The sequence below is a fragment of the Photobacterium aphoticum genome, from assembly GCF_001029435.1.
GTDB lineage: Bacteria > Pseudomonadota > Gammaproteobacteria > Enterobacterales > Vibrionaceae > Photobacterium > Photobacterium aphoticum.
On the sequence record NZ_LDOV01000010.1, the window covers coordinates 1 to 12,969 of the forward strand.

General features: G+C 47.4%; 14 protein-coding genes. 10 read left to right on the plus strand and 4 right to left on the minus strand.

Annotated elements, in window-relative coordinates:
• Nucleotides 1-115 precede the first annotated feature (115 nt).
• A complete protein-coding gene (locus tag ABT58_RS04025; RefSeq protein ID WP_047873092.1) occupies nt 116-400 on the minus strand; it encodes a hypothetical protein in 285 nt (94 codons plus the stop codon).
• A gap of 376 nt (nt 401-776) precedes the next feature.
• Here ABT58_RS04025 and ABT58_RS04030 point away from each other — a divergent pair, with 376 nt between their 5' ends.
• The 6 genes from ABT58_RS04030 (at nt 777) to ABT58_RS04055 (ending at nt 6,537) form a co-directional block, all read left to right on the plus strand.
• Nucleotides 777-1,397: a DNA-3-methyladenine glycosylase I gene (locus ABT58_RS04030; protein WP_047873093.1), complete on the plus strand. Its 621-nt coding sequence runs from the start codon at nt 777-779 to the stop codon at nt 1,395-1,397.
• 113 nt (nt 1,398-1,510) lie between these two features.
• Nucleotides 1,511-2,449 carry a cation diffusion facilitator family transporter gene (locus tag ABT58_RS04035; protein WP_047873094.1) on the plus strand — a complete coding sequence of 313 codons (939 nt, stop codon included), beginning with the start codon at nt 1,511-1,513 and terminating at the stop codon, nt 2,447-2,449.
• Between the two features lie 162 nt (nt 2,450-2,611).
• Entirely contained in the window at nt 2,612-3,772 is a 1,161-nt protein-coding gene (locus tag ABT58_RS04040) for a chemotaxis protein (protein ID WP_047873566.1), read from the plus strand.
• A gap of 217 nt (nt 3,773-3,989) precedes the next feature.
• The gene (locus ABT58_RS04045) at nt 3,990-4,376 is read left to right on the plus strand and encodes a hypothetical protein (RefSeq protein ID WP_047873095.1); all 387 of its coding nucleotides are present in this window, start codon (nt 3,990-3,992) and stop codon (nt 4,374-4,376) included.
• A gap of 231 nt (nt 4,377-4,607) precedes the next feature.
• On the plus strand, nt 4,608-5,942 hold the full coding sequence (astB, locus tag ABT58_RS04050; RefSeq protein ID WP_047873096.1) for an N-succinylarginine dihydrolase: 1,335 nt from the start codon (nt 4,608-4,610) through the stop codon (nt 5,940-5,942).
• 73 nt (nt 5,943-6,015) lie between these two features.
• Nucleotides 6,016-6,537: a DUF2058 domain-containing protein gene (locus ABT58_RS04055; protein ID WP_047873097.1), complete on the plus strand. Its 522-nt coding sequence runs from the start codon at nt 6,016-6,018 to the stop codon at nt 6,535-6,537.
• 95 nt (nt 6,538-6,632) lie between these two features.
• Here ABT58_RS04055 and ABT58_RS04060 read toward each other — a convergent pair whose 3' ends face one another.
• The gene (locus ABT58_RS04060; RefSeq protein ID WP_047873098.1) at nt 6,633-7,625 is read right to left on the minus strand and encodes an alpha/beta hydrolase; all 993 of its coding nucleotides are present in this window, start codon (nt 7,623-7,625) and stop codon (nt 6,633-6,635) included.
• Nucleotides 7,579-8,541 (minus strand): LysR family transcriptional regulator, encoded by a 963-nt coding sequence (locus ABT58_RS04065; RefSeq protein WP_047873099.1) that lies wholly within the window; start codon nt 8,539-8,541, stop codon nt 7,579-7,581. Before ABT58_RS04065 ends, ABT58_RS04060 begins: the two co-directional genes overlap by 47 nt.
• Before the next feature lie 294 nt (nt 8,542-8,835).
• On the opposite strand from ABT58_RS04065, the gene fabG reads away from it, so the two are divergent.
• The 4 genes from fabG to ABT58_RS04085 all read left to right on the plus strand — a co-directional run bounded on the left by fabG (nt 8,836) and on the right by ABT58_RS04085 (nt 12,011).
• Nucleotides 8,836-9,570: a 3-oxoacyl-ACP reductase FabG gene (gene fabG / locus ABT58_RS04070; RefSeq protein WP_047873100.1), complete on the plus strand. Its 735-nt coding sequence runs from the start codon at nt 8,836-8,838 to the stop codon at nt 9,568-9,570.
• Between the two features lie 354 nt (nt 9,571-9,924).
• Nucleotides 9,925-10,578, plus strand: coding sequence for a Qnr family pentapeptide repeat protein (locus ABT58_RS04075; protein WP_047873567.1), 654 nt, complete (start codon nt 9,925-9,927; stop codon nt 10,576-10,578).
• 461 nt (nt 10,579-11,039) lie between these two features.
• Nucleotides 11,040-11,597, plus strand: a complete 558-nt coding sequence (locus ABT58_RS04080) for a hypothetical protein (protein WP_047873101.1) — start codon at nt 11,040-11,042, stop codon at nt 11,595-11,597.
• 150 nt (nt 11,598-11,747) lie between these two features.
• On the plus strand, nt 11,748-12,011 hold the full coding sequence (locus tag ABT58_RS04085; protein WP_146147195.1) for a hypothetical protein: 264 nt from the start codon (nt 11,748-11,750) through the stop codon (nt 12,009-12,011).
• Here ABT58_RS04085 and ABT58_RS04090 read toward each other — a convergent pair.
• Nucleotides 11,991-12,869: a LysR family transcriptional regulator gene (locus ABT58_RS04090; RefSeq protein WP_047873103.1), complete on the minus strand. Its 879-nt coding sequence runs from the start codon at nt 12,867-12,869 to the stop codon at nt 11,991-11,993. The genes ABT58_RS04085 and ABT58_RS04090 overlap by 21 nt on opposite strands.
• Between the last annotated feature and the right edge of the window lie 100 nt (nt 12,870-12,969).

Below are 12,969 nucleotides of genomic sequence, written 5' to 3' on the forward strand. Positions count from 1 at the left end.
CACCTTAAGTGAACGGCATTACCGTGGTGGTCTGTTTTTTTATTATCGGCTATCACAGTAATGATAATGTCAACCTAGCCAGGTGTGAGACGGAATCATGAGTGACTGTGTGACCTTACTGAGCGGGTCTCGTCAGAGATTGTACCTGGCCATTTTGGAATAAAACAGGTACGACAGCGTGCACTTCTGGAAGTAATAAATATGCATCCTTGCTTGATTCATTATTCATCTCTACTACGATCTGAAGGTGTTGATTCAATGCCCGTTGCAGGGCGGGAGTGCGAATTTTTTTTCCTTGCTTACCGAACTGACTATATTGACCTTTACTAGCGTAGACCCAGATATTAAATGAGTCATTACCATGCTCAAGCTGCTCGATAAAATCGGTGATATGTCTCATAAAAGTCCTTTTATAAATCAATATCTTTGTATTGACGTCCCTATTATGGAAGGAAGGGTGTATTTTTCAATTTGATTTACACGCCCCCATTCTGTTTGTGTGAAGTGCTTTGCATAAATCTGCAAAATAACGCCTCAGGTGTAATATAACAGCAACAATTTTCAATGTGTAACCTTTTTGTAACAGAGGGTTGTGGCACATTATGACCCAAATTTTAAGTCTATATCATGTAAGGAAATTTCATTAAAATAAGACGTTTTTCGAGACGCTTCACAACTCTGTCATTCTGGCTGGCAATAGCAGTTATGTGCTTATTGAAAGGTCGCGTTATAACGCGATGTAACACGACAACCATGAGAGAAATAAAGGTAGCAGCATGGATGAACACAATATAATCAATGACGCAGACAACGGTGTCTGTGCATGGGCAATGAAGCAGCCAATTGAGCGGATTTACCACGATCAGGAGTGGGGTCGCATTAGCTTAGATAATGAATATCTGTTTGAATTTTTGACCTTAGAAGGGGCGCAAGCCGGACTTAGCTGGTACACGGTGTTAAAACGCCGCGATGCGTATCGCGCTGCTTTTGAGGGCTATTGTTTGGATACATTGGCGCAGTATGAGGCAGAAAAAGTCGAAGAAATCATCGAAAAGTATGATGTCATTAAACACAGGGGGAAAATTCAGTCGGTGTTTAATAATGCCCGGGCAGCCAAAGCATTAATTGCAGAATATGGCTCTTTATCGGCAGCATTATGGCAATTTGTCGATCATCAACCGGTAATTAACCATTGGCAGAAACAGGAAGATATTCCGACCTCAACACCTGCATCCAAAGCAATGAGTCGCTTTTTAAAGAAAAAAGGCTTCAGTTTTGTGGGAGAAACGATTTGTTATGCCTTTATGCAGGCGGTAGGCATGGTGAATGATCATTTAGTGACATGCCCTTGCCATCAGGCGGTACAGCAAAATATGGCTGAGAAGTATGAACAATAAGTCACCGACAACCGCTAAATAGTCGGAAGTTGGGTGGTGATACCTGACATTCCCAAGTATTATACTGGCGAACTGTTCTTGCACGTATTTTTGAATTATTTAGTGGGTCATCCATGTCTGAAACAGCGATAAAAACCATTCGTCGAGCCACCTGGGTCGGCTCAATTGTCAATATTGCCTTGGCGGGCGTTAAAATATCGGTCGGTAAATTGACCGGCAGTCAGGCATTGGTGGCTGATGGTATTCACAGTTTGTCAGATTTGGTGACCGATACCGCTATTTTGATCGGTTCCCGTTATTGGACTGCACCGGCTGATAAAGAACACCCTTATGGACATGGGCGTTTTGAAACCCTGACCAATATCTTCATTGGTGTGTTATTGGCTCTGGTGGGTATTGGCATTGGTTGGGATGCGTTAAGCGCGATTGGCCATGAAGCGACGAATTCACCGGGTATGCTGGCCTTTATTGCGGCGGTCGCGTCCATTGTCGCTAAAGAAGTGTTGTACCGCTGGACAGTGGTACAGGCAAAGCGCATTAACAGCCGCTCGTTGCACGCCAATGCCTGGCACCACCGTTCGGATGCCTTGAGTTCGCTGCCGGTCGCTGTGGCTGTGGTCGCGAACTACGTGGCGCCAGGGTTACATTACCTGGATCAGATCGCCGCGTTGTTGGTGACTGCGATGATCCTGAAAGCCGCTTTTGACATTTTGTGGCCAGCGATTCAGGAGTTAACGGACGCAGAAGCGGACAGCGATATTGACGTGAAGATCCAACAATACGCTGAAGAAGTGCCGCAAATTAAAGAAGTGCATGCGATCCGTAACCGCCGTACGGGGAGTACGATTTTGCTCGACTTCCATATGCTGGTCGATCCGGACATGAGCGTAGATAAAGCGCATGCTATCAGTGAGAACTTCAAGCGCTATATTCTGGCACAACTGGATGAAGTGGTGGATGTGATCATTCACATTGAGCCATACACCTGCGCAGAGCGTGTGGTGAATCCATGCTGTGAAGATAAAAAATGCGATGATACAAACCAGCATTAATAGGCGCTGACTCGGTTTGTTACATCCCACCCCGAGCCTGTCTCGGGGTGTTTGTTTTAGGGTATATCCATACCGCCTAAATTTTTCTTACCCTGAATGTGTCTTACCGCGATTAAAGCGGTAAGCGTGTTTCCTTCCTCTGTTGTATTTGTAGGTTTATTGATGTCTTTTCGACGTTTTCGTATTTGGGCGACAGCGATGCTGGTCTGCCTGCTTTCTGGTTGTTCCTTACTTGAAGTTAAAATTGAAAGCCAAACCGTGCCGCTGACTCAGCAAGAGCTGAACATGCGACTCATGACCCGTGAGTACGCCCAGCAGTTTTTTGCCCAAGTTGAGCAGGCGGCCGATGTGCTGCACACCCGCTATCCGTCACGTGATAGCGTGAACCAGTCCAACGTGTTGTTGTGGAAAATCAATGCGGAAGAAGGTTTACAATCTGCGGCGTATCAGGTCTCACCAATGGCTGCATTGATCGATACGTGGGTTTTTGCCAAGCAGATGGAGCAGTTTTATGTGAGTGGTGCTGGCCAACATGTGTTTGTGACGCAAGAAGCACAGACCGTGTCGGTACATTTGGCAAATGAAGTAGAGAAACTAGCCCAAACGTTGTTAAAGAAAGCGGTATTTACCCAGAGTAAAGCCTTTGTCGATGCGTTTGTGGCCCAGTACCCGTTTGCTGATGTCAGCATGATCCGCACACCGGCGTACCGCGCATGGTTAAAAGCCAACAGCATTAATGCTGAAGAAGCGGTGACGACACTGGGTACCATGCCAGAGGCGATTGGCGATGTGTCCGATCGTTTGAGCTTGGTCTCTGAACAGACGCCAAAGATCATGACGTGGAAGGCGCAACTGTTGGCGTTAAACAGCTCGGCCAGCATTGAGCAGGTCAATGTGGCGCTAAATAGCTTGAAAGTGTCTTCCGACGCATTTAAGGATTTTATCGATAATAACCCGGAATACATGCGTGACTTGGCCGCGCAAATGGCCATTGAATTGCAACCTTTGGTGAATGATATCGACGCCAAAACGGCGCAGCGTTTAGTGCAATTGAGTATTGAGCGTCAGGCGTTAGAAACCATGGTGGCACGTGAGCGTCAGGAAATTGCACTGATCATCGATCAGCAACGTACTCAGTTTACGCAAGACATAAATCAAGCCTCACAAGAGGTGGTGGATCTGGCGATGACCAAGTTGATCGAGTTGATCAAAAGTACCATTCTGTATTTCGTGCTGTTCATTGGGGTGATTTTCTTTGCGCCATTAGGATTAGGGTATTACCTGGGTAAACGATCTGCGGTGCGTGCCGTGACGGCGAAATAGCCCGAATTGCACAAAAAGGGAAAAAGTTGGAAAAAGTAGGGATGTAATGGCATGAAGAAGGGAATGTGCAGGTTGTCTCAATGTTGAGATACGCAACCTCACACCCATCCGCTAACCTCTTAATATTAGGGCATTGCTTCCTCGCCAGCCGTTTTTTGTGATGGCAGTGCCTTTTCGAACCGCATTAGGATTAACCACCGCGTGCAAGGAGGGAAAGATGCCATTAGTCCGAATTAAGTCGTTACCCTTTGCTCAAGATGTGAATGTGCCCCGGGTGCTGAATTTGCTGTCGCATGCATTAGCGGAAGCCAATGAGATTGAGTTGCGTCATGTGATGGCGACATGGGATTACATGACCCCTCATCATTATGCGCATGGTGGTAAGCATGTGGAAACACAGCCAGAGTTCAGCCACCCTATATTGGTGCATCTGTTTGCGCCGAACTTTAACACTGAAGAGCAGATTGCAGCGATGTTGGAGTTGATTGCCAGCACACTATCAGAGCAACTGCCGGTGGATAAACGTAACGTCTTTATCAACTATTCCCCTGCATACAGCGACGGTGTGTATGATGAAGGCCACGTTGTGGAATGGGACATGTAGCGATCCAGCACACAGAATTTGCAAAAAAGCCAGCCTGAGAAGGTTGGCTTTTTTTTGGCGTTTTTCATGCATAGGTATAAGAAAATCAGGATAAAAGGTATTCATTTGTGCGTATTTATGCGTGAAGTGTTGAAAAGAGGTACGCCGAAATAAAAGAATAACCATTTACGGTTACCGCGCAAAATGTGAATATTTTGTTATTGATGTAGAGGTAAAGGGTAGGGAGTGATGATGACCGCATACGAAGCGAACTTTGATGGATTAGTTGGCCCAACGCACAATTATGGCGGATTATCGTTTGGGAATGTGGCCTCTGCCAAGCACCAAGCACAGCCGTCAAACCCGAAACTGGCCGCCAAACAAGGCCTGGCGAAGATGAAAGCGTTAGCTGATCTGGGATTGGTGCAGGGCGTGTTAGCACCTCAGGCTCGGCCGGATATTCCCACGTTACGCCGATTAGGTTTCCGTGGCAGTGATCAACAGGTGATCGCGCAAGCGGCACAACAGGCCCCGCAGATATTGGCTGCCTGTAGCTCGGCATCCAGTATGTGGACGGCAAACGCAGCAACAGTGTCACCCTCTGCCGATACCGCCGACGGCAAGGTGCATTTCACGCCTGCCAATCTCATCAATAAATTTCACCGCGCTATTGAACATGACGTGACCGGGCGGATCCTGAAGGCCACGTTTGCGGATGATGCGCATTTTGTTCATCATGCCGCGTTACCACCTTCTGAGCATTTTGGTGATGAAGGGGCGGCCAACCACACCCGTTTTTGCCATGAATACGGTGAGCAAGGGGTTGAGTTCTTTGTGTATGGGCGACATGCTTTTGATGATCGTTTCCCTGCACCCTCACGCTATCCCGCCCGCCACACCTTTGAAGCCAGTGAAGCGGTCGCACGTTTGCATCAGTTGGATGCGAAACACGTGGTGTATGCGCAGCAAAACCCTGCTGTGATTGATCAGGGCGTGTTCCACAATGATGTGATTGCGGTCGGTAACAAGAATCTGTTGTTCTGTCATGAACTGGCTTTTCTCGATCCCCAAGCTGTGTATGCCACGCTGAGTGACCGTATGGGAGAGGGCTTTTCGATTATCGAAGTGCCGGTAGATGACGTGCCATTGCACGATGCGGTGTCTAGCTACCTGTTTAACTCACAATTGCTCTCGTTGCCCAATGGCGAGACCTTATTGGTGTTGCCACAAGAGTGCCGTGAGAATACGAGAGTGTGGGATTATGTCTCGTATTTACTGGCGGAAGAACGCGGTATTGATCAGGTACAATTTTTCGATTTAAAGCAGAGTATGGCTAACGGGGGCGGCCCAGCTTGTTTGCGTTTACGGGTGGTATTGACCGACGCTGAACTGGCGGCAGTGAATCCTCATACACTGATGAATGCGACCTTGTTCCAGCAACTTAATACCTGGGTGGATACGCATTATCGTGATCGCTTAACTGACGCGGATTTAGCGGATCCGCAATTATGGGAAGAATCTCGCACGGCGTTAGACTCCCTGACGCAAATCATGGGATTAGGTGCCATTTATCCGTTTCAGCGCTAGTTTCCGAGTGGGCCAGGGTTTTGGTATACTTGACGGCATTCAATGATAACCCTGTGCCCGTGACGGAGTCTCCATGGCCAAGCTATCCCTTCAAGAGCAGCTATTGCAAGCTGGTCTTATTGATAAGAAAAAACTGAAAAAAGCGGGTAAGTCGACGAAAAAATCGCGCACCTTGCGTAAAGAAGCCAAAGCGGCAGTTGAAGCGAACAAAGCATCGCAATTGGCGCAAGATCAGGAATTGAACCGCCAGAAGCAGGCAGAAGCTGAGAAAAAAGCCATTGCCTCTCAGGTAAAACAACTGATTGAAATGAACAAAGTGGATAACACTGACGGTGATATTGGTTACAACTTCACTGACGGCGCGTTAGTGAAAAAGCTGTATGTGGACAAGAAAACACAAGATCAGCTAGTGAGCGGCCGTTTGGCGATTGCCCGTTTGGGTGAGAGCTATGTGATTATCCCTGGCGTGGTGGCAGATAAGATCAGCCAGCGCGATGAGACCAGTGTGGTACTGAACAACGTGGTGTCTGAACAAGAGATTGATGAAGACGATCCGTATGCGGCGTTCCAGATCCCTGATGATCTGATGTGGTAATACACATCGCTTAAATCGTGAAAAGCCCAAGTTCTGACTTGGGCTTTTTTTATGCCCATATGATGGCATTGGCCTTGCTCATACGTGAACGAATCTCACGAGGAAGTGTGGCTCATCAGAGGCTGAGAGACGGGTCGGGGACGGCTTTTCGTTAAAAATTGCGCGATGGCTTGGTATGTTGTGGCGCAAGCATCAGGTACCAAGGCTTCTAAATTCAGATAGGCATGGATCATGGTATCCATATGGATATGCTCACCGGCGACATCATGGATGCGTAGCTTGTCGTAATAGCGGCGCCCTTCATCACGCAGCGGATCGAATTCCGCCGTAATGATCAGCGTGGCAGGATGTGTGGGTGCAATAGGCTGAAACAGCGGTGAGGCTTTGGCGCGATCTTCATCTTGCTGAAAATAATGATCAAAATACCAATGAATTTTGCTGCTCTCTAATAAGTAACCCTGCTGAAGCTGAAAAATGGATGGGCTGGATAAGGTGTAATCGAGGCTGGGGTAGATCAACACCAATTGATCAACCGGCATGCCCAATTGCGCCACTTTGTCTAATAGGCGGTGTTGTTGAACAAGGGTGGCAGCCAGCGCACCGCCTGCAGAATCGCCCATCACGGTGACTGAAGGTGTAAACCGTAATTGGTGCTCGCGTAATGTGTCCCGCAGGTGAACCAGACTGGCTAAACAGTCATTGAGTCCGTGCGGATAAGGGAATTCTGGCGCCAGGCGATAATCCACGCTGACGACAATGTGTTGGCAAGTGGTGGCAATGTGTCGGCAAATCGGCGTGTAAATCTCACTATTACCGCACATGTGGCCCCCTCCGTGGAAAAACAGGATGACGGGTAAGGGTTGACTCGGCACCGGATGGAAAATGCGGCATGGCACATGGGTGTGATGGAGCGTGGTCTGCAATTCGGTTTGCACAGCAGGCACAGGTTGTGAAAATTGCTGAGTAATGGTCTGCAGCCCCAGACGTGCAAGGACTGGCGTGGGCACAACCCCCATCGCCAGTGACTGTGCCACAGTCAGGTTAAATTGTGTTAGCCACGTTTGCAGGGTGAGTGGAAGTACGGGCATGGGCATGTCCTTGCTGTTGCTTAAGGGCTGGAATGCGATTAATCAGGTAATCTTTGAAATTAGCACAGCGAGCAGGCATATATTTACGTGGTTTAAAATATAAATTGAGTTCAAATTGGCTGCTGACATAATTTTCTAATACGGGCACCAGTCGCCCTTGGGCCAATTCTGCTTTGATCAGGCTAATGGGCAGGTACGCGATCCCACCGCCTGCGATGGCAATATTTTTCAATATTTCACTGTCATCAGCTTCTACTGTTTGGGCAATCTCTACTGAGGAATATTCACCGTTTAACTCAAAAATCCACCGGTTGCCGCCGACTAACGTCGTGGCGTACAGGCATCGATGGTTTTTAAGATCATCGGGGATCACCGGCCGCCCCTGCATGTTTATATATTGAGGGGAGCAGCAGGCCATGAGCGGTTCTCGGAGTAGAGCCCGTTTCACCAGCAAGCTGTCTTTATCTTGAAAGCCTCGGTAGGTGGCATTGGCTCGAATCGCAAAATCCACGTCATGGACATGATCGACTTCGAAGGCTGTTTCCAGTACCACAAAGTTAATCGAGGGGTGATGTTGCAGGTATTCACCAATAATTTGGCTCAGATAATGTTTAGCAAATAACGGCGTACTGGCAATTTTAATGGTGCCTTTGTCCTCATTACTGAGGTTTTGCACTTCATTAAACACATCATCAATTTGGGTGTGGATCAGACTAAAACGGTCAAATAACCGTTGGCCAGCTTGGGTTAAGGTGATTTTACGCGTGGTGCGCTTTAATAAACTGACCCCCATGGACGCCTCTAACTCATTCAACCAGCGGCTGGCCGCCGATGCAGAGATATTATTGAGCTTCGCCGCCTCGCTGATCGAGCCAGTGCGCACAACGTGGAGGAAGAAGACAACCTTGTCTAACATGAGCGACCTTGCAGGAAATGTACTTCTCTCATTTATAGCAAAGAAGGCAAAGTAAAACCAATGACCCTGTTTTTTGTATGTGAATAGTGAACTTTGCCCCAAATATAGCGGAAAGGGATAGTTCTTTTTCTGCAAAAGTGATTTGCATCTATGTGAGTAATTATTGACCAGGAGTCATCTACACTAGGGTTATAGTGAGTTGTGAAACCCGACACAGCTGTTGGCGCTCTCGCGGATACCACTCTACCCATTTTGACATTGACTCGTTTTGGTATTGATTAAGGGGAACTTATGATGCTCAACAATAAAGTATGTATCGTCACTGGTGGTGCACAAGGCATTGGCCGTTGTATCGTTGAAACCTTCGCAAAAAACGATGCATTACATGTGTACGCCTGCGATATGAATGCTGCAGCCATGGTTGATTTAGAAACGAAATACCCAAATGTTAGCGCTGTTGAATTAAACGTTTGTGACCGTGATTCCATTAATTACTTTATCGATAAACTGAAAGAAACCCATGGTCATATTGATGTGCTGGTAAATAACGCCGGTGTGACTCGCGACAATTTGATCGATAAAATGACGGAAGAAGAGTGGGACTTTGTCTCTGACGTGAACCTAAAAGGTGTCTTTAATATGACGCAGGCGGTTGTGCCCGTCATGATGGAAGGGGATGCCGGCTCAATCATTACCATGTCTTCGGTTGTGGGGACGGATGGTAATATCGGTCAAAGTAACTACGCTGCCACCAAAGGCGGGGTGATTGCCATGACGAAAGGGTGGGCGAAAGAGTTCTCCCGCAAAGGGGCGCAAGTGCGCGCTAACTGTATTGCCCCTGGATTTATCGAAACCCCGATGACCGTTGATTTGCCTGACAAAGTGTTGGATCACATGAAAGGGAAAACCCCACTGGGCCGCATGGGTAAACCGCAAGATATTGCAAACGGTGCCCTGTTCCTTGCCAGTGACAATGCTAGTTTTATTACCGGCCAAGTATTGAAAATTGACGGTGGCCTGGTGATTTAACCGTATCCTAGCGACTTAGGAAGCGATACCACCCAAAACTGCTTCCTTGGCGTTTTACTTGGAAAATCAGTGTTCTTAGTGCGTATTCTATCTCAAGCGCCCAGACGCTTTGTGATAGGCGCGCTTTGAGCCTGAAAACTCACCACCACAGTGCATTCTTCCAACCGCTCCTTGATCACCAGTTAAAAGGAGCGGTTTTTTTATGCCTGTTTTTTGTGGTTTTTGTCGAATTGAGCAAGTGTTGTTCATGCGGATGCTCAGGCTAAGCCCATTACCAATCCTGTGATATAGGCGGCTTGAGGTCAGAGAACGTTAGCGGTACTCTGCGCCAAATTCTCTATGGAAAACCGTATTATGATCACTCATCAAACCTATGAAGGTGTCAGCTTCGCCAAGCAAAATTTGTCTGGTGAAGTGTATCAGCACTGCCGTTTTTACGTGTGCGACTTTTCTCGTGCCGATTTAACGGACACTCAATTCATCGACTGCCAGTTTATTGCCCGTGGGGATATTGAGGGATGCTGTTTTGCTTATACGCAGCTGAAAGAAGTCAGTTTTAAGCAGTGTGATTTAAGTATGGCGGATTTTCGTGGGGCTGATTGTTTTGGGATTGAATTTCGCTCCTGTAATTTGAAGGGGGCGAATTTCGTTCAGGCGAGTTTTGCCAACTATATTACCCATCAAACGTTTTTCTGTTCGGCGTATATCAGTGATTGCAATCTGTCCTATACCAATTTAGAAAACCAGCAACTGGAAGAGTGTGAATTATTTGAAAATCGCTGGAACGGCGCCAATTTACAAGGTGCCACATTAAAAGGGGCAGATTTATCCCGGGGGGAGTTTTCGCCAGAGCAATGGGGACAATTTGCCATGGAAGGGTGCAACCTCTGCCATGTGGATTTAACCGGATTGGATCCGCGTTTAGTGCCCTTAAAAGGTGTGATGATTTGTGACTGGCAGCAAGAGCAATTGCTGGAATCGTTTGGATTAGTGGTGATCCCTGGGTGATGCACCGATAGTGTCTCGATACTAAGACAATGCTGATGTTGATAAATTGCCCATAAAAATGACATTTATCAATAGAAATTCAGTGTAATGTAGTGTGATTGGGTGGAAAAATGACAAATGGCACTTATTTGTCATCCTATTTGCACGAACAAGACAAAAAAATTTTGGTTATCGTTGCATGAAATTAAAGCATTGATTTAAATGTGATTTACTGCCTGCGTGTCATTATGTATCACGCAGGCAGCCTATCTTGTATGTTTGCTAATACGTGTTTACAGTGGCACGTTGATACCTGCCAATATTTTATAAAATCAATCATTTAATACGAATTTGCAACACATCTCTTTTGTTACATCAACCATGTAGATGATCCTGATTAAAATATTTTTATGGTGAAGTGAGGGTGATTGTCTAAGAATCCGCGCCTTCTCATTTCCATGAATACGATTAGGTCAAAGTACATGACTCAAAAGTGTGACTTACCTGTGGTGTTGGCGGCTCTGTTGAGCCCGATGGTTGCTCAAGCGGTTGAAATCGACAGAAGCGGATTTTCGATTGCAGCGGGAACCACACTACTGGGCGGAGAAATGGGCGGAATGGTTAAGGATGAATATTCAGGCTCTACCTTCTCAGCAACATTTGCATTTCAATACACCACGGACAGCGGCGTACTTTTTGGGGGCAGTTATTCGCCTTCAGCCATTAATGCCAGCCAAGCACATTTTGCCCTAGCCGGCGATCATATTGCTGTGAGCAACCAGCATTTGGATGCTTCACTGATCACCTTGTACTCGGGTTACCAGTTCGATAGCGGCTGGCGATTGATGGCAGGGGCCGCGCAATCGGATACCGACTATGTCCACGGCGGGTATCAATACAGTAAAAAAGCGGTCGACCCGATGCTGGGTGTGGGCTTTCAAACCCAGAGTGGGGTAAATTTTGATCTGTTCGCCACGCAAGTGCCTTACGCGGAAGTATCTGCCACGACGTTATTGATAATGATGGGGACGCGGATTTAACGCCACATTTTATTGAAAACCGGCGAGAAAAGCAGGTGTGCTCCTGATGATGACGATTCAGGAGCCAATTAGACGCGTGCTATCGGGCATGAAGAATAAGTTTGCTTTGAATGCGCTATCCCTAAGGCGTATGATGGCAGGCCGTTGTTTGTGTTTTGGCGTGATGTATTGCCCGTGTCTGTGTTTGATTTACAACCTTTCTTTTTGAGTATTGCGCCGATGTCTGTGGCGTTGATGCTTTACGCCCTGCACCGTAAAAAAAGGGGGCTGGTCAAACTCTCTCTGGCTGGCATGTTGCTTGCTGTTTTTCTGCTGGGTATTTACCAGTATCTGGATTACAAACATCTTGAAGACTGTATGCGCCAGCATGAAGTCTACAACCCCCTTCAGCAGTCATGCATTAAATTTAATTAGCTGTTGTAACTGCTGTTCAATGGCATCAATACAGACCTGTACGGATAACGGGGTATGTTGCGCAAAGGGGTGCAACGCATAAACGGGATTCAAGGGTAATTGATAACCCGGAAACACTTCTGATAGCAGCGACTGTTTCTGCGTAAAAATGTAATCAGGCACTAATCCAATCCCGACACCTGCATCAATGAGACTCATACAAGTATGAAAGGAGTCTGCGCGACAAATCACCGTGGGTATCACATGTTGCTCGCCGTGCTCAGAATGGCTGAGGACATGATCGATGTGGGGTGGCTGCCACTGATTGGCAATATAGCCCTGCTCTTCCCACGACGCGCTCTGTAAGCGTGCATGCGTACCACAAAGCACATCACGAAATGCGCCAATACGCCGTTGTTTGAGCGCTTCTTCGGTAGAAGGGCCAACGCGAATCGCTAAGTCGATATGGTTTGCCATTAGGTTCAACGGTTGATCGTCACTGATTAACGTTGGGCGTAGGGCGGGGTATTGCTGCATCAAGGTCGCCATCGCTGGCACGACCAGCGTAGCCATCATGGCATCAGAGGCTGTAATGGTGATGTCACCTTGCGGTTGTTGTTGGCTGTCGAGGGCATGTTGCCAGGCTGACTCTGCCAGTTGATTGAGCTTGGTGCATTCCTGATAGAAGGCTTGGCCGGCCGTCGTCAGGGATTGGCGGCGGGTGGTGCGCTTTAATAAGGCCACGCCTAATTCTGTTTCGAGTGCTTTGAGGTGCTGGCTGATCACCGACTTGGAGACATTCAGCTGCTCAGCGGCAGCGGTAAGGGAGCCCGCTTCAACAATGTGGGCAAAAACGGACATTTGGCGTAATCGGTGCATAACTTTATTGCTCGGTCTTGATTGTTCTGTTTAACTTAACAGTCCGTTCTAATATGCCCGTTTTTCTTGCCTAATAAAATACCTACACTCATCACATCTC